This is a genomic window from Mesorhizobium sp. ES1-6 (assembly GCF_020164775.1).
Taxonomy (GTDB): domain Bacteria; phylum Pseudomonadota; class Alphaproteobacteria; order Rhizobiales; family Rhizobiaceae; genus Mesorhizobium.
This window is the reverse complement of the sequence record NZ_JAIUGU010000001.1, coordinates 353,347-373,476: the sequence shown is the minus strand read 5'-3', so window position 1 is coordinate 373,476 and position 20,130 is coordinate 353,347. Positions and strand designations below refer to the sequence as shown.

The 20,130-nt window shown below is 61.9% G+C and carries 24 protein-coding genes; 5 read left to right on the top strand and 19 right to left on the bottom strand.

Features of this window, described 5'->3' with window-relative positions; all coding sequences use genetic code 11:
* Positions 1-21: 21 nt before the first annotated feature.
* From lipA to eno, 10 genes are all read right to left on the bottom strand, one after another.
* The gene (gene lipA, locus LB564_RS02025; RefSeq protein WP_127872368.1) at positions 22-987 is read right to left on the bottom strand and encodes a lipoyl synthase; all 966 of its coding nucleotides are present in this window, start codon (positions 985-987) and stop codon (positions 22-24) included.
* A gap of 136 nt (positions 988-1,123) precedes the next feature.
* Positions 1,124-1,381 (bottom strand): GlsB/YeaQ/YmgE family stress response membrane protein, encoded by a 258-nt coding sequence (locus LB564_RS02020; RefSeq protein WP_019858028.1) that lies wholly within the window; start codon positions 1,379-1,381, stop codon positions 1,124-1,126.
* Positions 1,382-1,480: 99 nt separating this feature from the next.
* Positions 1,481-2,929 carry a dihydrolipoyl dehydrogenase gene (gene lpdA, locus LB564_RS02015; RefSeq protein ID WP_224534600.1) on the bottom strand — a complete coding sequence of 483 codons (1,449 nt, stop codon included), beginning with the start codon at positions 2,927-2,929 and terminating at the stop codon, positions 1,481-1,483.
* 15 nt (positions 2,930-2,944) lie between these two features.
* On the bottom strand, positions 2,945-3,580 hold the full coding sequence (locus LB564_RS02010) for an SGNH/GDSL hydrolase family protein (protein WP_224534598.1): 636 nt from the start codon (positions 3,578-3,580) through the stop codon (positions 2,945-2,947).
* A complete protein-coding gene (locus LB564_RS02005) occupies positions 3,577-3,996 on the bottom strand; it encodes a hypothetical protein (protein WP_224534595.1) in 420 nt (139 codons plus the stop codon). The genes LB564_RS02010 and LB564_RS02005 overlap by 4 nt, the downstream gene beginning before the upstream one ends.
* 14 nt (positions 3,997-4,010) lie before the next feature.
* Positions 4,011-5,396: a pyruvate dehydrogenase complex dihydrolipoamide acetyltransferase gene (locus LB564_RS02000; protein WP_224534593.1), complete on the bottom strand. Its 1,386-nt coding sequence runs from the start codon at positions 5,394-5,396 to the stop codon at positions 4,011-4,013.
* A gap of 19 nt (positions 5,397-5,415) precedes the next feature.
* Complete coding sequence (locus LB564_RS01995; protein WP_224534591.1) at positions 5,416-6,801, bottom strand: pyruvate dehydrogenase complex E1 component subunit beta; 1,386 nt, start codon at positions 6,799-6,801, stop codon at positions 5,416-5,418.
* A gap of 14 nt (positions 6,802-6,815) precedes the next feature.
* Positions 6,816-7,853 carry a pyruvate dehydrogenase (acetyl-transferring) E1 component subunit alpha gene (gene pdhA, locus LB564_RS01990; protein ID WP_140701135.1) on the bottom strand — a complete coding sequence of 346 codons (1,038 nt, stop codon included), beginning with the start codon at positions 7,851-7,853 and terminating at the stop codon, positions 6,816-6,818.
* 187 nt (positions 7,854-8,040) lie between these two features.
* Complete coding sequence (locus LB564_RS01985) at positions 8,041-8,364, bottom strand: FtsB family cell division protein (protein WP_140701133.1); 324 nt, start codon at positions 8,362-8,364, stop codon at positions 8,041-8,043.
* A 152-nt stretch (positions 8,365-8,516) separates the two neighbouring features.
* Entirely contained in the window at positions 8,517-9,791 is a 1,275-nt protein-coding gene (eno, locus tag LB564_RS01980; RefSeq protein WP_140701131.1) for a phosphopyruvate hydratase, read from the bottom strand.
* 200 nt (positions 9,792-9,991) lie between these two features.
* Between eno and LB564_RS31460 the strand changes: the two genes are divergently transcribed.
* Complete coding sequence (locus LB564_RS31460) at positions 9,992-10,114, top strand: hypothetical protein (protein ID WP_140701129.1); 123 nt, start codon at positions 9,992-9,994, stop codon at positions 10,112-10,114.
* A 56-nt stretch (positions 10,115-10,170) separates the two neighbouring features.
* Here the strand turns inward: LB564_RS31460 and LB564_RS01975 are convergent, their stop codons facing one another.
* The 6 genes from LB564_RS01975 to LB564_RS31455 form a co-directional block, all read right to left on the bottom strand.
* The gene (locus tag LB564_RS01975; protein WP_140701127.1) at positions 10,171-10,536 is read right to left on the bottom strand and encodes a PRC-barrel domain-containing protein; all 366 of its coding nucleotides are present in this window, start codon (positions 10,534-10,536) and stop codon (positions 10,171-10,173) included.
* A gap of 84 nt (positions 10,537-10,620) precedes the next feature.
* Entirely contained in the window at positions 10,621-10,824 is a 204-nt protein-coding gene (locus LB564_RS01970) for a dodecin family protein (protein WP_027045027.1), read from the bottom strand.
* Between the two features lie 85 nt (positions 10,825-10,909).
* Positions 10,910-11,755: a 3-deoxy-8-phosphooctulonate synthase gene (kdsA, locus tag LB564_RS01965; protein ID WP_224534589.1), complete on the bottom strand. Its 846-nt coding sequence runs from the start codon at positions 11,753-11,755 to the stop codon at positions 10,910-10,912.
* Complete coding sequence (locus LB564_RS01960) at positions 11,752-12,636, bottom strand: VOC family protein (RefSeq protein ID WP_224534587.1); 885 nt, start codon at positions 12,634-12,636, stop codon at positions 11,752-11,754. Before LB564_RS01960 ends, kdsA begins: the two co-directional genes overlap by 4 nt.
* A 137-nt stretch (positions 12,637-12,773) precedes the next feature.
* Positions 12,774-13,064: a Dabb family protein gene (locus LB564_RS01955; RefSeq protein ID WP_224534586.1), complete on the bottom strand. Its 291-nt coding sequence runs from the start codon at positions 13,062-13,064 to the stop codon at positions 12,774-12,776.
* Positions 13,065-13,226: 162 nt separating this feature from the next.
* Positions 13,227-13,361: a hypothetical protein gene (locus tag LB564_RS31455; RefSeq protein WP_263491405.1), complete on the bottom strand. Its 135-nt coding sequence runs from the start codon at positions 13,359-13,361 to the stop codon at positions 13,227-13,229.
* Between the two features lie 124 nt (positions 13,362-13,485).
* Between LB564_RS31455 and LB564_RS31705 the strand changes: the two genes are divergently transcribed.
* Together LB564_RS31705 and LB564_RS01950 are read left to right on the top strand one after the other, a co-directional pair.
* Positions 13,486-13,626, top strand: coding sequence for a hypothetical protein (locus tag LB564_RS31705; RefSeq protein WP_411910181.1), 141 nt, complete (start codon positions 13,486-13,488; stop codon positions 13,624-13,626).
* A 58-nt stretch (positions 13,627-13,684) separates the two neighbouring features.
* Positions 13,685-14,929 carry an SAM-dependent methyltransferase gene (locus LB564_RS01950; RefSeq protein WP_224534585.1) on the top strand — a complete coding sequence of 415 codons (1,245 nt, stop codon included), beginning with the start codon at positions 13,685-13,687 and terminating at the stop codon, positions 14,927-14,929.
* 51 nt (positions 14,930-14,980) lie between these two features.
* Here LB564_RS01950 and LB564_RS01945 read toward each other — a convergent pair whose 3' ends face one another.
* Entirely contained in the window at positions 14,981-16,960 is a 1,980-nt protein-coding gene (locus tag LB564_RS01945) for a bifunctional 2',3'-cyclic-nucleotide 2'-phosphodiesterase/3'-nucleotidase (RefSeq protein WP_224534584.1), read from the bottom strand.
* A gap of 146 nt (positions 16,961-17,106) precedes the next feature.
* On the bottom strand, positions 17,107-18,372 hold the full coding sequence (locus tag LB564_RS01940; protein WP_224534583.1) for an NAD(P)/FAD-dependent oxidoreductase: 1,266 nt from the start codon (positions 18,370-18,372) through the stop codon (positions 17,107-17,109).
* Positions 18,373-18,536: 164 nt separating this feature from the next.
* On the opposite strand from LB564_RS01940, the gene LB564_RS01935 reads away from it, so the two are divergent.
* Both LB564_RS01935 and LB564_RS01930 read left to right on the top strand, forming a co-directional pair.
* Positions 18,537-19,187 carry a 5-formyltetrahydrofolate cyclo-ligase gene (locus LB564_RS01935; RefSeq protein ID WP_224534582.1) on the top strand — a complete coding sequence of 217 codons (651 nt, stop codon included), beginning with the start codon at positions 18,537-18,539 and terminating at the stop codon, positions 19,185-19,187.
* A gap of 10 nt (positions 19,188-19,197) precedes the next feature.
* Entirely contained in the window at positions 19,198-19,629 is a 432-nt protein-coding gene (locus LB564_RS01930; protein WP_224534581.1) for a hypothetical protein, read from the top strand.
* Here LB564_RS01930 and LB564_RS01925 read toward each other — a convergent pair.
* Positions 19,626-20,099: an Lrp/AsnC family transcriptional regulator gene (locus tag LB564_RS01925; RefSeq protein WP_015317948.1), complete on the bottom strand. Its 474-nt coding sequence runs from the start codon at positions 20,097-20,099 to the stop codon at positions 19,626-19,628. The two genes, LB564_RS01930 and LB564_RS01925, sit on opposite strands and share 4 nt — an antisense overlap.
* Positions 20,100-20,130: the final 31 nt, after the last annotated feature.

The following is a 20,130-nucleotide window of genomic DNA, read 5'->3' as shown; positions in this document are numbered from 1 at the left end:
GCGCGTCGCGTCGAAGATGCATCAGAGCGATTTCGCGAGCTGCGCTTCGCGCGCCGCGCGCAGCCTGGCGAAATCATCGCCGGCGTGATGCGAGGAGCGCGTCAGCGGGCTCGACGCCACCAGCAGAAAACCCTTGGTCTTGCCGATCGTCTCGAAGGACTTGAATTCTTCCGGGGTGACGAAGCGGATCACCGGATGGTGCTTCTTCGACGGCTGCAGGTACTGGCCGATGGTCATGAAGTCGACATTGGCCGAGCGCAGATCGTCCATCAGCTGCAGGATTTCATTCCGCTCCTCGCCCAGCCCCACCATGATGCCGGACTTGGTGAAGATCGACGGATCGAGTTCCTTGACCCGCTGCAGCAGGCGGATCGAGTGGAAATAGCGGGCGCCGGGCCGGACCTTCAGATAATTCGACGGCACGGTTTCGAGATTGTGGTTGAAGACGTCGGGCCTGGCCGCCACGACGATTTCCAGCGCCCCGTCCTTGCGCAGGAAATCCGGCGTCAGGATTTCGATCGTCGTCAGAGGCGTTGCCGCCCGGATCGCACGGATGACATCGGCAAAGTGCTGCGCGCCGCCATCGGCGAGATCGTCGCGGTCGACCGAGGTGATGACGACGTGGGTGAGCCCCATCTGCTTGACGGCGTGCGCGACGCGCGCTGGCTCATCGGGGTCGAGCGCGGTCGGAATGCCGGTGGCGACGTTGCAGAAGGCGCAGGCGCGCGTGCAGATCTCGCCCATGATCATGAAGGTGGCATGCTTCTTTTCCCAGCACTCGCCTATATTCGGGCAGCCGGCTTCTTCGCACACCGTCACCAGCTTGTGCGACTTCACGATCTCGCGTGTCTCGGCATAGCCTTTCGATACCGGCGCCTTGACGCGGATCCAGTCCGGCTTGCGCAACACCTCCTGGTCGGGCTTGTGGGCCTTCTCGGGATGCCGCAGCCGCGGCGCGTTGGCGATCGTGTCGAGGACAGTGACCATCTGAACCCTGGCTTTTCTCGCGACCGCCCACCGGCGATCGTCATTTCAACGTCATTTAGGGCTTTTCAGCATAAAGAAAAAGGCTGCGGCGGCACATGCCGCCACAACCATTTGCGCATAGCCGAAGAGATATCGGCTAGCGGCGCACCAGGCGCCCGACCCAGATCAGCAGGCAGGCGCCGATGAAGCCGGTGATCAGATAGGCTGTCCAGCCGACGCCGAATGGGCCGAAATTGAGTGCCTGCAAAATGGCGTTCAACACGACAGCGCCAACGATGCCCATGATAATGTTCATGAAGATGCCGGTGTTGCTCTTCATGACCATTTCGGCAAACCAGCCTGCCAGGCCGCCGATGATGATGGCTGCGATCCAGCCCACGCCGTTCAAGTGCATATGCCTTCTCCTTGTGCGCGTAAAAATGCGTCCGGAAACGAGCTGCCTTGCCGTCGAGATCCCACAGCTTGCGCGGCTGAGTCTCCTGCGGCAAATCTATCATGCGTTCAAGGCGCGGCCATAGGCGTCGAGCACGCTTTCCTTCATCATCTCAGACAGCGTCGGATGCGGGAAGATGGTGTGCATCAACTCTTCCTCGGTCGTTTCGAGGTTCATCGCCACCACAAAGCCCTGGATCAATTCGGTCACTTCGGCGCCGACCATGTGCGCACCCAGCAGCTGACCGGTCTTCTTGTCGAAGATGGTCTTGATGAAACCCTGGTCCTCGCCAAGCGCGATCGCCTTGCCGTTGGCGGCGAACTGGAAGCGGCCAACGCGGATGTCCTTGCCCTCCGCCTTGGCCTTCGCTTCCGTCAGGCCGACCGAGGCGACCTGCGGGTTGCAGTAGGTGCATCCGGGGATCTTGAGCTTGTCGATGGCATGTACGCCGGGAAAGTCAGCGATCTTCTCGACGCACACCACGCCCTCGTGCTCGGCCTTGTGGGCAAGCATCGGCGGGCCGGCGACGTCGCCGATGGCGTAGATCCCTGGCACGTTGGTCTTGCCGTAGCCATCGACGACCACGCAGCCGCGATCGGTCTTCACGCCCAGCGCTTCAAGGCCGAGGTTCTCGATATTGCCCTGAACGCCGACGGCGGAGATCATGCGGTCGGCGGTGATCTTCTCGACCTTGCCGTCCTTCATCTCGACATGGGCGGTGACCGAATTGGCGCCCTTTTCGACCTTGGTCACCTTGGCTTCGAGGATGATCTTCATGCCTTGCTTCTCGAACTGCTTTTGCGCGAATTTCGAAACTTCGGCGTCCTCTACCGGCATCACCGCCGGCAGCAGTTCGACGACCGTCACGTCGGCGCCCATCGTGCGGTAGAAGGAGGCGAATTCGATACCGATGGCGCCGGAGCCCATCACCAGAAGCGACTTCGGCATCTCCTTGGGCACCATGGCCTCGAAATAGGTCCAGATCAGCTTGCCGTCCGGCTCGATGCCGGGCAGCGCGCGCGGCCGCGCACCCGTCGCCAGGATGATGTGCTTGGCGGTGTACGTGCCCTCGCCCTTGACGCCTTTCGGCACTGGTGGCTGCGGTACCATCGGCTTCTTGGCCGTGTTGGTCACGACGATTTCGCCGGGCTTGGAGAGCTTGGCCTCGCCCCAGATCACGTCGACCTTGTTCTTCTTCATCAGGAAGGCGACGCCGCCATTGAGCCTGAGCGACACTTTGCGCGAGCGGTCGACGACAGCGGCGGTATCGGCACTGATCTTGCCGCCATCGAGCTTCAGCCCGTAATCCTTCAAGTGATCCGAATAATGCATGATTTCGGCCGAGCGCAGCAGCGCCTTGGTCGGGATGCAGCCCCAGTTCAGGCAGATGCCGCCCAGATGCTCGCGCTCGACGATCGCCGTCTTGAAGCCAAGCTGGGCGGACCGCACCGCCGTAACGTAGCCGCCGGGGCCGGAGCCGATGATGATGACGTCGTAGTTCTCAGCCACGGTTTTCTCCTTCAATCACAATTCCAACATGACGCGTATGGCCGGTGCCAGCGCCTTGCCGATATTTCGCGTGTTTTCGGCGTCGAGGTGGACACCGTCGAGCGGCGTGGTTTGCGCCACGGTGCCGGCGTCGAAGAAGCCGCAGCCGGCTTCGTCGGCGAGTGCCTCGTATTGCGGTGCAAGCTGTTTCGAAGCGTCGTCGCCGCCGGCGAACATCGCCTTGAAATCGGCATTCTCGGTCCGGGTTACAACGGGCGGCGAGACAATCAGGATCTGGGGTGCCGGCCAGTCGAACGGATAGTCGTGGCCACGCACGATATCGATCAGCCGCTGGATGCCTTGCTTGGCCGCGACCGGATTGCCATGGATCCACGGCTTCATGTCATTGGCGCCGAGCATGATGACGATCAGGTCGATCGGCGCATGCGTCGTCAGCACCGTCGGCAGCAACCGCGCACCGTTGCGGTCGGCTCCGGCCAGATGATCGTCGAAGGCGGTGGTGCGGCCATTGAGGCCGTCGGCGATCACCTGAACGCCTTCACCGAGCCCGGCCTGCAGCACACTTGGCCAGCGATCCTCGAGCGCATGACGTCCACCTTCGGCATTGTAGCCCCAGGTCAGCGAGTCGCCGTAACAAAGAACCGTCTTCATCCGTCAACCCGCCTTATGTCGGCCACACCGCGCTTCACGCGCCAGCGCACGAACAACCAATGGATGATGATCGTCACCAAACCCGGCAGACCGAGACCGGCAACCATCGGCATGTCTTTCCTGACCACCGCGGCGCTGCTGTCGCTGTATAGGATCACCCCGACCAAGAGGACGATCAGCGCCACAAACACAATCAGCGTCCACTTCCCGGCCCTCGACACCGCCGCGACCGGATCGTTCATCAATTGCGCCACGAAGAAGATGAAGGTGACGACAAAAGTCACCAGCACCGAGACCATGAAGACGATGATGTATTCTTCCTCGGCGCCGGTCGCGACAGCCAACCATTGCGCGATCAGACCGCCGGCCAATCCGGAAATGAAAAAAGCGAAAAGGCTGGTGAAGAATATTCGCACAGCCTTTCCCTTTCCTAGACCAGCATGCCCATCGGATTTTCGATCAGCCGCTTGAAGGCGACCAGCAGTTCCGCACCAAGCGCGCCGTCGACGGCACGATGGTCGGTCGACAGCGTCACCGACATCACGGTGGCAATCTTGATCTCGCCGTTCTTGACCACCGCCCGCTCCTCGCCGGCCCCCACCGCCAGGATCGTCGCATGCGGCGGGTTGATGACGGCGGCGAAATCCTTGATGCCGAACATGCCGAGATTGGACACCGCCGTCGTGCCGCCCTGATACTCTTCCGGCTTCAGCTTGCGGCTGCGCGCCCGGCTCGCCAGATCCTTCATCTCGTTGGAGATGACAGACAGCGTCTTTTCGTCAGCATGGCGGATGATCGGCGTGATCAGCCCGCCGGGGATCGAGACGGCGACACCGACATCGGCATGCTTGTGCTTGACCATGGCGCTCTCGGTCCAGGAGGCGTTGGCATCCGGCACTGCCTTCAGCGCCATCGCCATCGCCTTGATCACCATGTCGTTGACCGACAGCTTGTAGGCCGGCGCCTCGCCCTTGTCGGTCTTCTTCACTGGAGCCGCCGCATTGAGCTGCGAGCGCAGGGCCAGCAGCGCGTCGAGTTCACAGTCGAGGGTCAAGTAGAAATGCGGGATTGTGGTCTTGGCTTCGACCAGGCGCCGCGCGATGGTCTTGCGCATATTGTCATGCGGGACGAGCTCGTAGGAGCCTTGCTCGAACAGCTTCAGCACCTGATCGTCCGACATCGCCTTTACGGCCGGTGCGGCGGCCGGCGCACCAGCCGGAGCCTTGGCCGCAGGCGCTGCCTTGGCGCCGCCGCCGGCGATCGCGGCATCGACATCGGCCTTGACCACGCGGCCATGCGGACCGGTGCCGGTCACAGCGGACACGTCGACGCCCGCGTCCTTGGCAATGCGGCGCGCGAGCGGCGACGCAAAGGTGCGCTCGCCACCGGCATGGCCGTTGGCGGCCGGAGCAGGCTCAGCCTTCGTCGGCGCCGGCGCAGCGGAAGTCGCCGGCTTCGGCGATTCCTTGGGTGACTCAACCTTCGGAGTATCCGCTTTTGGAGCTTCAGTCCTTGAAGCTTCAGCCTTTGATGCGGCATCGCCACCGCTTTTGGCGGCAGCACCCGCATCTTCGCCCTCGGCCGCAAGCACGGCGATCAGCGCGTTGACCTTGACGCCCTCCGTTCCGGCCGGCACGACGAGCTTGGCCACGGTACCTTCATCGACGGCTTCGACCTCCATCGTCGCCTTGTCGGTCTCGATCTCGGCGATGACGTCGCCCGGCGAAACCTTGTCGCCTTCCTTGACCAGCCACTTGGAAAGATTGCCCTCTTCCATCGTGGGCGAGAGCGCCGGCATGGTGATGTTGATTGGCATTTTTGTCCTCCCGCCCGGTTCAGCGATACGTGACGGCTTTGACCGCCTCGATGACCTCGCCGACATTCGGCAATGCCAGTTTTTCGAGGTTCGCCGCATAAGGCATCGGCACGTCCTTGCCGGCGATGGTGATCACAGGCGCATCGAGGAAATCGAAGGCGCGCTGCGACACCTGGTTGGCGATATGGTCGCCGACCGAGTTCTGCGGGAAGCCCTCCTCCACCACGACCAGCCGGTTGGTCTTCTTGACCGAGGCAATGATGGTGTCGAGGTCGAGCGGACGAACGGTTCTGAGATCGATGATCTCGGCATCGATGCCCAGGCCACGCAATTCGGCTTCAGCCTTCACCGCATAGGTCATGCCGATGCCGAACGAGACGATGGTGACGTCCTTGCCCTGCTTGTGGATGCGCGCCTTGCCGATCGGCAGCACGAAATCGTCCAGCTTCGGCACGTCGAAGGACTGGCCGTAGAGGATCTCGTTCTCGAGGAAGATGACCGGGTTCGGATCTCGGATCGCCGCCTTGAGCAAGCCCTTGGCGTCGGCGGCCGTATAAGGCATCACGACTTTCAGGCCTGGAATGTGGCTGTACCAGGCGGCATAGCATTGGGAGTGCTGGGCGGCGACGCGGGCTGCCGCGCCGTTCGGCCCACGGAACACGATCGGCGCGCCCATCTGGCCGCCCGACATATAGAGGGTCTTGGCGGCCGAATTGATGATCTGGTCGATCGCCTGCATGGCGAAGTTGAAGGTCATGAACTCGACGATCGGCTTCAGGCCCGCCATCGCCGCGCCGACGCCGACGCCGGCAAAGCCATGTTCGGTGATCGGCGTATCGACGACGCGCCGCGGACCGAATTCCTGCAGCAGGCCTTGGGTGATCTTGTAGGCGCCCTGATATTCGGCGACTTCCTCACCCATGACGAAGACGTCGCCGTCACGGCGCATTTCCTCGGCCATGGCATCGCGCAGCGCTTCACGCACGGTGGTCGAGACCATCTCGGTGCCGGCCGGAATGTCCGGATCGGCGGCGATTTCGGTCTTCGGTGCCGCCGCGACAGGTGCGGCGGCCTCGCTCTTGGCCGCAACTGGCGCAGGCGCCTTTGCCTGAGCCTTGGCAGGCTCTTCGCCGATGCCTTCGCCGGCCTTGTCGGTGTCTTCGCCTTCAACGGCAAGGACGGCGATCACGGCATTGACCTTGACGCCTTCGGTGCCGGCGGGAACCACGATCTTGGCCAGCGTGCCTTCGTCGACGGCTTCGACTTCCATCGTCGCCTTGTCGGTTTCGATCTCGGCGATCACGTCGCCGGCGACGACCTTGTCGCCTTCGTTCTTCAACCACTTGGACAGATTGCCCTCTTCCATGGTCGGCGAGAGAGCGGGCATGAGAATTTCGATCGGCATGTCCTGGCCCTCCCTTACAATACGATATCGGTCCAGAGCTCGGACGGATCCGGCTCGGCATCGTTCTGGGCAAATTCGGCGGCGTCGGCGACGATGTCGCGAACCTCCTTGTCGATGGCCTTGAGTTCTTCCTCATCAGCCCACTTCTTTTCGATGAGCCGCGCCTTGACCTGCTCGATCGGGTCGTGCTCGGAGCGCATCTTCTGCACTTCTTCCTTCGACCGGTATTTTGCAGGATCGGACATGGAGTGGCCGCGATAGCGATAGGTCTGCATCTCGAGAATCAGCGGACCATTGCCGGCGCGGCACCATTCGGTTGCGAGATCGGCGGCGGCCTTGACCGCGCGCACATCCATGCCATCGACCTGGATGCCGGGAATCTTGAAGGAAGCGCCACGGTGCGAGAAGTCGGTCTCGGCTGAGGAGCGCGACACCGACGTGCCCATGGCGTAGCGGTTGTTCTCGATGATGTAGATCACCGGCAGCTTCCACAGCGAGGCCATGTTGAAGCTTTCATAGACCTGGCCCTGGTTGGCGGCGCCGTCGCCGAAATAGGTCAGCGACACGTTCTTGTTCTCGCGATAGCGGTTGGCGAAGGCCAGGCCCGTGCCGAGCGACACCTGCGCACCGACAATGCCGTGACCGCCATAGAAATGCTTCTCCTTGGAGAACATGTGCATGGAGCCGCCCTTGCCTTTCGACAGGCCGCCTCGGCGTCCGGTCAGTTCGGCCATGACGCCGCGCGGCGAAAGCTCCATCGCCAGCATGTGGCCGTGATCGCGATAGGCCGTGATCATCTGATCGCCGTCGATCAGCGCCATCTTCATGCCGGTGACGACCGCTTCCTGGCCGATGTAGAGGTGGCAGAAGCCGCCGATGAAGCCCATGCCATAGAGCTGGCCGGCCTTTTCCTCGAACCGGCGGATGAGCAGCATGTGCCGGTAGGCGGCAAGCTCTTCGTCCTTGGTGAAGTCAGCAGGCTTGGGTGCTGACAGGCCGGATTTACCGTCGGATTTCGATTTGGCAGGCGCTTTTCTGGCTGCGGTGGCCATGCATCACTCCCTGTTGGCGTCTCTTTGCGGACACTGGAGCAAGACTTGCTCCGGGGAGATCGCCCTCCCCTTCGATTTATGGGAGGCTAACACGTCGAAAGGCGTTCCGCCATGTCGAAATTGCATAGCTGGCATGCACCTAAGCAATTAAAATCATTGCAAATATCGGTGATTAACCGGATATTGGTTATTTCGTCGAGACCGGCAGCATGATGGTGATCTCGTCGGCTTGGGACAGATTGAGCGCCCGGCGCGCCTGCTCGTCAAGCATGTCCTTCTCGAGCGTGCCATCATGCATGAGCCTGACGCGCCGCTCCAGCTCCATCCTGCGCGCCTTGATCGCATCGAGCTGACCCTGCAGCACGACCGTCTCGGCTTCCAGCTTGTATTTGGAATTGATGCCGAATTCGCCGTGATAGGCGTGGAAGCCGAAATAGGCCAGGAACACCACGCACAAAGAGGGAATGATCAGCCGCCCGGTGTTTCTCTGCTTGTGCTGACGCGTCCACATGACCGATTCCCCGTGGCCGCGAACTCAGACGGCACTAAGCCTTTTTCGCCTGATTGTGCTTAACGGACGGTTACGGGAGGCCGCGCGGGCCGGCTTGAAATGCAAAAGGGCGGGATGTCCCGCCCTTTCCCTATCAACAAGATGCCGCCGGATCAGCCCTTGATCACTGACTTGCCAGCATAACGCGCCTGCTTGCCGAGTTCTTCCTCGATGCGGATCAGCTGGTTGTACTTGGCCATGCGGTCGGAGCGGGACAGCGAGCCGGTCTTGATCTGCCCGCAATTGGTGGCGACGGCGAGATCGGCGATGGTCGAATCCTCGGTCTCGCCGGAACGGTGCGACATGACGGCGGTGTAGGCTGCCTTGTGCGCGGTCTCGACCGCGTCGAGCGTCTCGGTCAGCGAGCCGATCTGATTGACCTTGACCAGGATCGAATTGGCGACGCCCATGCGGATGCCGTCGCGCAGGCGCGCCGTGTTGGTGACGAAAAGATCGTCGCCGACAAGCTGCGTCTTCTTGCCGATCAGGTCGGTCAGGTACTTCCAGCCTTCCCAGTCGTCCTCGGCAAGGCCGTCCTCGATCGAGATGATCGGATAATCGGCGGCGAGCTTGGCGAGGTATTTGGCCTGCGCCTTGGGATCGCGTGTCTTCTTCTCGCCTTCATAGACGTAGTTGCCGTCCTTGAAAAATTCGGTCGCGGCGCAATCGAGGCCAAGCGCGATCTCCTCGCCCGGCTTGAAGCCGGCCTTCTCGATCGATTCCATGATGAAATCGAGCGCCACCGGCGCGCTCTTCAGGTTCGGCGCGAAGCCGCCCTCGTCGCCGACATTGGTGTTGTGGCCGGCATCCTTCAGCTTCTTGCGCAGCGTGTGGAAGATTTCCGACCCCCAGCGCACGCCTTCGCGCAGCGTCGGCGCGCCGACCGGGAGGATCATGAATTCCTGGAAGTCGATCGGGTTGTCGGCATGCGCGCCGCCATTGATGATGTTCATCATCGGCACCGGCAGGACGTGCGCCTTGGCGCCGCCGACATAGCGATAGAGCGGCAGGCCTGAGGCATCGGCCGCGGCCTTCGCAACCGCCAGCGAAACGCCCAGAATGGCGTTGGCGCCAAGCCGGCTCTTATTGGGCGTGCCGTCGAGCTCGATCATGGTCTGGTCGATGTGGATCTGGTTTTCGGCTTCCATGCCGCCGATCGCCTCGAACAGTTCGCCATTGACCGCTTCGACGGCCTTGAGCACGCCCTTGCCGAGATAGCGGGCGCCGCCGTCGCGCAATTCCACGGCTTCATGGGCGCCGGTCGAGGCGCCCGAAGGCACCGCCGCGCGGCCCATCGAACCATCTTCGAGAACGACATCGACCTCGACGGTCGGGTTTCCACGGCTGTCCAGGATTTCACGCCCGACAATATCGATGATGGCGGTCATTGCGATGTCCTCGATTGATCTGGAGAAAACGTCGCGCCCGTCTTAGCCAAAGCAACGCAAAAGGCAATCGGGCCGTGGCCGAATATTGCCGGGTCCCCGATTCACGAAGCGCAAATTTCTGTCATCATAAGTCATGCCGTCGAACACGCATTTTCGGCTATGGCTATGCATGCGCGGGGCGAAACAGGAGGAGTTTCGCCATGTCCGAGTTAAGCGGTATTGTCAGTCTGTTCCTGATCGCGGCCGCGTTCCTGACATCATGCGATGGTCAGCCGCCGCCAAAAGCCGGGATGTCGCTGCCGGCGCTGCACCTCAGCGAATAATCCTTGCGTTGAATCAAAAAGGGCCCCGTCGAAACGAGACCCTTTTTTGTTCGCGTTCAATGCCAGTAGGGCGTGACCTTGTAATACTCATAGGAGGCGTCGCGCGCGCTCTCGCCATCCGCGCCGGCCAGTTCGTTGATCGAATAGGCGGGCGCGGCCTTCAGCTGTTCCTTCGAGAAGGGCACGACATAACCGCCCTTGTCCTCGTCATAGTCGAGACTTGCCCAGGGAACGGCGTGGTATTTCTCGCCGATGCCGAGAAAGCCGCCAAAACCGATCACCGCGAACATGATGCCGTTCGACGTCTTGTCGAGCATGATGTCCTCGATGCTGCCGATGCTGGTGCCCTCGGTGTTGTAGACCGACGTGCCGATGACCCGCGAAGCGGCAATGGCTTCGGTGTGACCTGTCTGGGTTGTCATTGTCATACTCCTCGTTGTCGTTGATCTCTGCTTCGACAATGAGGGGCGCGGGCGAAAGTTCCCGACTTTTTGGCGGCTGCCCGATCACTCCGCCAGGATGAAAGTCACCTTCATATTGACGCGGTAGGCCGCGATCTTGCCGTCCTCGACGACGATCTTCTGATCCTGGATCCAGGCGCCTTCGACGTTCTTCAGGGTTTTCGAGGCGCGGGCGATTCCCTTCTCGATAGCGTCCTGAAAGCTCTTCTTCGACGATGAGGTGATTTCGGTGACGCGGGCAACGGACATGGCTTCCTCCTGCCAAAACGCTCATTTGCCGGCCAAGCGTACAACCGGCCCCCAGCAACCACAAGCGCCGGCTGAAAGCCCTGGATCAGTGCCCTTTGGCCACCCGGTCCAACGCCATCAGCGTTTCCAGCAGTGCCGGCATATCTTTCAGCGGCAGCATGTTGGGACCGTCGGAAGAGGTCGAATTGTCGGGATCCTGGTGCGTCTCGATAAAGACGCCGGCAACGCCGACGGCAACGGCCGCGCGGGCCAGCGTCGCGACAAAGCGGCGCTCGCCACCGGACGAGCCGCCCTGCCCGCCCGGCTGCTGGACCGAGTGCGTGGCGTCGAAAACCACCGGCGCACCGATCTCGGCCATGACAGGCAGCGCCCGCATGTCGGACACCAGCGTGTTGTAGCCGAAGGAGGCACCGCGCTCGGTGGTCAAGACATTGGCATTGCCGGAGCCGGTGATCTTGGCGACCACGTTCTTCATGTCCCACGGCGCCAGGAACTGGCCCTTCTTGACGTTGATCACCTTCCCCGTCCTTGCGGCGGCGACCAGCATGTCGGTCTGGCGCGACAGGAAGGCCGGAATCTGCAGCACATCGACATGCGGCGCGACGATCGCGCACTGTTCCTCGGTGTGGACATCGGTCAGCACGGGAAGCGAGAATTCCTTGCGCAACTCGTCGAACACCGGAAGTGCGGCGTCCATGCCGGCGCCACGCGTTGCCGACAGCGAGGTCCGGTTGGCCTTGTCGTAACTCGTCTTATAGACGAGGCCGATGCCGAGCCTGCCGGTCAGTTCCTTCAGCGCGCCGGCCATGTCGAAGGCGTGCTGGCGCGATTCGAACTGGCACGGGCCTGCGATCAGCGCCAGGGGTGCCGCATTGTCGAAGACGACATTGCCGACGGTTACCGCCGAATTGGGCGCTAGGGGGTTGCTCATTGGATCTCCCGAAAGATGAAAGCGGCGCCTTGGCCGGCTGCGGGCCGCACGATGATGTCATTGCCCGACATATCGTGTTCGATGGCATTGGCCGCAAGCAGGCTTGCGGCGGCGCCAGTGTCGCGGATCGAAAAAACCACGGCGGCGAAGTGCAATTCCGACGGCGCCCCGGCCGGTGTTCCAAAGCGCGCGGCGAAAGACGCAGGATCGAGCACACGCAAATTTGCGTTCGGCAAGGGAAACGCGCCGCCTTGTCCGCCAGACGGGTCGTTGACCGCCACGGCAATCAGCCTGCGCTGCTCGGCGGGAGCGCTGCTGACCGCAATCACCTCGGCGATCCCGTGGACCCCATTGGGATGAGCCTGCAAGGCGGCACGGTCCACTTTTGGCGCGTTGATGCGCTGGCAGGCAAAAAGAAATGCGTCCGTTTGGCCCTGGGCCGCGGCAAAGGCGAGCTTGAACGACGCCGTATCGCTTTTGCCCGTCGTGTCGGTGAAGCCTCGCGAGAAGCTCAGCGAGTCTCCCGCCGACAGGCCGGCTTCCACATAGCGTTCATGGTCGCCATCGGCACTGTCCGTACCAAGCACCACCGCGGAGAATCCCTCGTCGCCACGGCTTTCGCGATAGAGCCGATCGCGTGCGACGAAGACGTTGCCCTGCGCAACCGCCTCTGTCGCAGCCGGTTCACTGCCGATCGCTAGTGGCTCCAGATAGGTGCCATCGGCGAAGAAAACGCAGCAGTTTTCCGTGCCAAAGGGATGGATGCCTGTCGGGGCGACGACGAAGCCCAGCGCTGTGAGCCGAGTCCGCGCCGCATCGAGGCTCCGCGTCGGCAGAACCAGATGATCGAGCGGATGAATGCCTGATGTGGTTGGGGTCATGCAGGCGCGATGTGCATCATTCCGAGGATCGGTTCAAGACTTGATAGCCATGCCGCCGGGCGGCGGTACATGGACCGGGCAACACGATCCGCCGGGACAACGCGCCCGCGCGAGTGCACCTCTGGAGCAGGCGCCGGTCAGCTCCCAGCCACGACGTCAGCCGAATAGCGCAGCTCGCGCAATGGTTTGACCTTACTGGTGGTCTGCGCATAGAGCGGGTGCGCCTTGTAGGCGGCGAGCGCCGCGTCATCGGCGAATTCCGCGTAGACGACGACATCGATTTCATCCGACAGCGGGTCGACCTTGGTGTTCAACGTGACCTCGAAGAGGCTGGAATGAGGAATGTCGCCAAGCGCCAGCAGCCCGGTACGCACTGCTTCCACGTCTTGCCTGCGCCGGGCGCTGAAGAAAACGATATGCCGGATCAATCCCGCCTCCTCGATCTGAATGTCGGGGTCTTTTGTGGCGGCGGTCTCTTTGCGTCAACCGGTCATGGCGTCACGCGTCCTTGCGACGCGCCTCGATCGGTGCGGCACCTCATTCCGCGCGCATCAGGCATGAAGCGCCGGGCCACTCAATTGGAGGGATATCTAGACCTTGCCGGTGACGTAGCGCACCACATGAGAAATCTCCCTGACCGTGACGTCCAGATACCGGCCCTGATTGTAGAGACCGTCCCAGATCAGGAAGAAGGCGATGGCGGCAATGACAATTACATAACGCATGACTAAAACTATCGCACAAGCGATGCGGCTGCCATAGGCGTTTTCGATTCGGGCTCAAAGCTGCGGCGAAGGCATCTGGCGTGGCACAGTTCAGCTCTCGGCATGCCTCTTGAAGTTCCCCCTCATGCCGTGGAAGATTGTAGCCGGCATCCACCGGGAAGCGCTTAAGCCATGGCAAAGAGGTGCGCGCTTTCGTTCGAGCCCACCTGTCGCCGAACCCGCAAGCTACCGGGACCAGGCGACGGCGTTCGAATCCGGCGGATGATCCAAGAGAACCGTGGTCCGGCAATTGCGCCGACATCACGGAGATCCAGGGGCATGGAATGGCACACGGGGAACATCAAGGCGACGCGGTCAGGCTCGACGAATTCAATTTCGCCGAAATCGTCAAGGGCCTCCCGGCCAAGGCGCGGATGGTGCTGTCGGCGGCCATGAACCTGCCGCGGGGTTCGCTGAAGGTCAGGATGCCGGACGGCCGCGCCGTTCTCATCGGCGGCAAAGCGCCGGGCCCCGACGCCGAACTGGTGCTCAAGAACTGGCGCCTGCCGGGCCGCGCCTTTGCCGGCGGCACGATCGGCGTTGCCGAATCCTACATGGACGGCGATTGGGAGAGCCCCGATGTGACCAGTTTTCTCGAACTGTTCGTGGTCAACTCCGCCTTCGGCGAAAAGGTCGCCGGCGGAGCAAGCTGGGTCATCAACACTGTCCAGCGCATCCGCCACTGGTTCAACGAAAACACGCGCTCCGGTTCGAAGCGCAATATTTCGGCGCATTACGATCTCGGCAATGCCTTCTACAAGGAATGGCTCGACCCGAGCATGACCTATTCCTCCGCGCTTTACGCCAACGGTGCCAATGATCTCGAGAGCGCGCAGGCCGCCAAATACCGGGCGCTGGCCAGGGATACGGGCATCGGCGGAAAGGATCATGTGCTGGAGATCGGCTGCGGCTGGGGCGGCTTTGCCGAATTCGCGGCGCGCGAAATCGGCTGCCGCGTTACCGGATTGACCATCAGCCGCGAGCAACACGACTTTGCCAAGGCCCGCATCCAAAAGGCGGGGTTGGCGGACAAGGTCGACATCAAGTTGCAGGATTACCGCGACGAAACGGGCACTTACGATCGCATCGCCTCGATCGAGATGTTCGAGGCGGTCGGCGAGAAATACTGGCCGGTGTTCTTCTCCAAGATGAAAGCCTGCCTGAGGCCAGGCGGCACCGCGGGCCTGCAGATCATCACCATCAACGAGGCCGCTTACGATACCTATCGCGCCAGGCCGGATTTCATCCAGCGCTACGTCTTTCCGGGCGGCATGCTGCCGACGCCGTCGATCCTGAAATCGCTTGGCGCGGCACACGGCCTTGCGCATTTGCGCGAACGCGTTTTCCCCGAGGACTATGCCCGCACGCTTGCCGAATGGCGCCAGCGTTTCTGGGGATCGTGGGAGAAGATCGTGCCACTCGGCTTCGACGATCGTTTCAAGAAGCTCTGGGAGTTCTACCTGCACTATTGCGAGGCCGGTTTCCGCGCCAGCTACATCGATGTGCGCCAGGTGGTCTACAAGGCTTGAGGAGCCGGGGGAAACGAACGGGGCAGCCCGCTCGTCTCCTTGCTCGATGCTTCAAAGCAGGATGCGGTACTTCGCGAAACCCGCTTCGCCGTCGCCGGCCGGCTCGATCTTCAGCGACTTCACCTCGGCAATGAAATCCTTCGCTTTCGGGCCTGTCTCAAAGACGACGCTGGTTCCAGGCAACGGCGCGAACGACCAGTTGCCGTCCGCCGACGGATTGATGGTGCCTTGGCTGACGACGTAGCGGACGATGACGTCGCGGTTGGTGTCGGGCGCGTCGTAGATGATCTTCGAGGCATTGATGTCAGGAAAGTTGCCGCCGCCGCCGGCACGGTAATTGTTGGTTGCGACGACGAATTTCGCCAAGGGATTAATGGGCTTATCATCGAATTTGAGATCGACGATGCGGTTCGATCCGGCGTTGGCGATGCCGCCCTTGGCATCGTATTTCGGGGGCTGCGACAAATCTATCTTGTAGGTGACGCCGTCGATGACGTCGAAATTGTAGGACGGAAATTCGGTGTCGATCAGTGGCTGGTCGGCCTTCCCCGCCTCGACCTTCTTGAAGATGCCGGCCGACATTTCCAGCCATTCCTTGACTTGCGCCCCGGTGATTTCGACGGCACGCACGGTGTTGGGGTAAAGGTAGAGGTCGGCGACGTTCTTGATGGCGATGTCGCCCGCGGGCACGTCGGTATAGTAGTCGGCGCCGTTGCGCCCACCGGCCTTGAATGGGGCGGCGGCCGACAGCAGCGGCACGTCCTTCCACTGTGTGCTTTTCAATATGTCCTCGAGGTACCAGGTCTGCGCCTGGTTGACGACCTGCACCGAGGGATCGTCCGCGACGAGGGCGAAGTAGGAATAGAGCGGCGCGGAGGTCTTGCCGACAGGGCGGCGAACATAGGCGAGCGTCGCCTCGTGGTCCTGCTCGAGAGCGGCAATGATGCGCTTGTCGTCGGCGACGGTCGGCTTGTTCTTGTTGTCGACACGCTCGAAGATCGGCCGCGCCTCCGATGTCGCGGAGACCACTTTCCACCTGGAGCCGTCGCGCTCCAGCATCAGGTCGATCAGGCCCATATGCGAGCCCCAGAAACCGCCCATGACGGCTGGCTTGCCTTGCAGCGTGCCCTTCTGTGTATCGACGCCCTCGAGCGCCTGGAAATCCTTCTTGCCGGGGAAAACGAGGTGCTGGTGGCCGGTGAACACGGCGTCGATGCCTTCGACGCCGGCGACGAAAAACGAGGCGTTCTCCATCATCTCACCCTGCTTGACGTCGATGCCGGAATGCGAGAGCGCGATGACGATATCGGCGCCCTCCTCCTTCATCTGCGGCACCCAGGCCTTGGCCGCGTCGACGATGTCGCGGGTCTTGACGTTGCCTTCGAGGTTCTTGAGATCCCAGACCATGATCTGGGGCGGCACGAAGCCGATGATGCCGATCTTGATCGGCTGCTCGGCGCCTGCTCCGTCCTTGATCTTCTTGTCCAGGATTATGTAGGGCTTGAGGTAGAGCTTGTCGTCGCGCGGGTTGGCGGCAAGCTCGGTCCCCCGGATCAGATTGGCGCAGACGAACGGGAAATTGGCGCCGGCCAGCACCTTATCCAGGAAGGACAGGCCGTAGTTGAATTCGTGGTTGCCAAGCGTCGAACACTCGTAACCGAGCAGATTCATGCCTTTCATGATCGGATGGAGGTCGCCTTCCTTCAGGCCCTTCTCATAGGCGATGTAGTCGCCCATCGGATTGCCCTGCAACAGGTCGCCATTGTCGATCAGCATCGAATTGACGGCCTCCTTGCGCACGGCGTCGATCAGCGACGCAGTGCGCGACAGGCCCGTCGTGTCGTTCGCTTTGTCGGCGTAGTAATCATAAGGCAGCACGTTCACATGGATGTCGGTGGTTTCCATGATCCTCAGATGCGCCTGGTTGGCCTGCGCCCGGGCGGAGAAAGGATGAAGCATGATCAGCGCCCCTGTGGCGGCGGCCCCCGCAAGAAGACCACGGCGAGAGACGGGATGGAGCAGTTGCGACATGTGTTCTCCTTCTTCGACCTGACACGCCCTGCCCCGAAGCGAACTTCGCGCCGAAATTAGCTCAAGTCCACTCAAGAAGTCGCGCGTATCCGGCATCAATCCATCAGCAGCAGATGACGCGCGGATGAATGGGACGGTGAAGAAAGTCAGGTCCTGTCGTCGTCGCCTTGCGTAATCAGCCGGGCGCTGCGCTGGCCCGTGACATAGATCCATAGCCAGCTCAACGAAACGGCAAGCCGGTTGCGAAAGCCGATCAGGAAATAAATATGCGCGATGCCCCACAGCCACCAGGCGAGCCAGCCGGTCAGCTTGATCCAGCCGAAATCGATCGCGGCGGCGCGCTTGCCGATCGTCGCCAGATCACCGGCATGCTTGTAGTGGAAAGGCCGAGGGCTCGTGTCGCCGGCAAGCCTGGCCCTGACGGTCGCGGCAACATGCCGGCCTTCCTGCTTGGCGGAAGGCGCCACGCCGGGCACAGGCCGTCCGTCGGGCCGCAGCACGAGTGCTGCGTCTCCGATGACAAAAATCTCCGCGCTGCCAGGCACGCTGAGGTCAGGCTCGACCAAGACCCTGCCTGCCCGGTCCGCCTTCGCTCCCAGCCATTCGGCGGCGGGCGAAGCGGCAACGCCTGCCGCCCACAGGATGGTGCGGGCCGGCAGAACCGTGTCGCCAAAAACCACGCCTTCGGGGTCGCAGCGCGTAACGGCGCGGCCAAGCTCGACTGTAACGCCAAGCCGTTCCAGCGCCTTGCCCGCGTAGTCGGAGAGCTTTGGCGCGAAATTGGCAAGGATGCGGTCGCCGGCCTCTATCAGCACCACGCGCGTCTGGCGCGTATCGATGTTGCGGAATTCGCCGCGCAGGGTGTCATGCGCCAGCTCGGCGATGGTTCCGGCGAGTTCGACCCCGGTCGGCCCGCCGCCGACAATGGCAATGGTCAGCAGCGCCTGGCGCCTGGCGGGATCTGGTTCCCGCTCGGCCTGCTCGAAGGCCAGCAGGATGCGGCGCCGGATGGTGGTGGCGTCCTCCAATGTCTTCAGGCCCGGCGCGAAGGGCTCCCATTCGTCATGGCCGAAATAAGCGTGGCGCGCGCCGGTGGCGAGCACCAGCGTATCGTAAGCGACGGCGCTGCCATCGTCGAGCAGAACGCGTTTGCCGATCCGGTCGATCCCTGTGACATTGGCCAGCAGCGTGGTCACATCCTTGCGCTTGCGCAGGAGATGGCGGATCGGCCAGGCGACCTCCGAGGTCGCCAGCGCCGTGGTTGCCACCTGATAGAGCAGCGGCTGGAACAGATGATGGTTGCGCTTGTCGATCATGGTGATGCGCACCGGCGCGCCAGCCAGCGCGCGGGTGAATTCGAGGCCACCGAACCCCGCGCCAACGACGACGACATGATGTCTGGCTTCGTTCATCTCGTTCACCCCCTGATGGGCAAGATTGCCTGCCCTGAATGTAGGTATTTTTGTGCAATGCAACAACGGCAGGACTGCCTGAGACTCGTCGTTCCATGTCGTCAACGCACAAGATGTATCGTGTCGCGAGGTATAGCGTCATGGACACGCAATGAGGTGAAAGCATGCCCAACGATCATGACGACCAGGGTCCGGCGCGGTATGCCTCGCCACCCTGCTTCATGCATGAACTCGAGCCCGCCTTCCAGGCATCATCGAGCGACTGGACCGATGTCCGGCGCTGGCGCAAGGCCGAGCGCGAAAGGCTGATCGCCGCGCGGCTCGCGGTTTCAGCCGACGTGCGAACCGCGATGTCCCGGCGTATCGCCGAAGGGCTTGATGCCGAAATCGGCGAGATCGCGGGCCGCATGGTCAGCCTTTACTGGCCATTTCGCGGTGAGCCGGATTTGCGGCCATGGATGGCTTCGATCAGCGGCCGTGGCGGTCGCACGGCGCTGCCGATTGTGGTCGATAAAGGCCAACCGCTGATCTTTCGCGCCTACAAACCCGGCGACCGGTTGGAAAAAGGTGTGTGGAACATCCCAATTCCGGCCGAGGGCGATCCAGTGTTGCCCGATATCGTCATCTCGCCCATTGTCGGCATTGATCCGGCAAACTACCGCCTGGGCTATGGTGGCGGCTTCTTCGACCGGACGCTGGCGGCCATGCCCTTCAAGCCATTGGTCATCGGCGTCGGCTACGAATTGCAGCGTATAGCCACCATCTATCCGCAACCGCACGACATCCCCATGGATCGGATCGTCACCGAGGCCTAAGATCGGCTGCTTGACAACGGGTGATGAGATGATCGGACGAACTGTAACGGCTGGGCTTGCAATTGCGTTGTCCTTCTCGCCCGCGCATGCGCAATCACGGCATCGCTTGCCGAGCGGCTATAAATGGGGCCGTTGCCTGCTCGTTGTTGACGGCCAGACGCGCATATCGGGAAAATGCTCCTATCTGATCGAGAAGGGCGGCGATTTCAATATCCAGGGACCCCGGCAGGTTTTTGCAGGTATCGACTATCCCGATACGCACAGTGGGGCTGGTGAAATGTCCGAGGATTACTGGGCAGCCGTATACAGGGACGGTGATGTTTGGGACGGCTATGGCAACTCGGACATCCGCGCGACTCACGGCGATGAACGCTGGGAAGACCTTCGCCGCGACGGCGCATGCTATCTCGGGAAAGACGTCCGGGTGTGCCTTTGGCGTTAAGCCATTTCCGGCTTCAGGCCCATTGCCGTCCGGTCGACGATTTCGCGCAAGGCGAATGACGAATTGATCTTCGTTACATGCGGCATCGCCGACAGCCATTCCTTGTGGATACGCTCGTAGTCGACGAGATCCTTGGCCGCGATCCTAAGGATATAGTCGTACTCGCCCGACATCAGGTGGCACGACAGCACATTGGGGCAACGCTTGATCGCCGCCTCGAAATCCGACAGCGTCTTCTCGAACTGGCCGGAGAGCGATATGTGGACGATCGCGGTCATCTGGTGGCCAAGGGCCGCGTTGGAAAGCCGGGCGTGATAACCGCGGATGGTTCCGGATTTCTCCAGATTGTCGAGCCGGCGCGAGCAGGCCGACTGCGACAGGCCGACCTTTTCGGCGAGAGCCGCGTTCGGCATCCGGCCATCCTTCTGCAATGTCTCCAGAATGGCGATATCAATCCTGTCGAGCGGCATTCTTCGTGATTCCTGCGAATATCAGTGCATT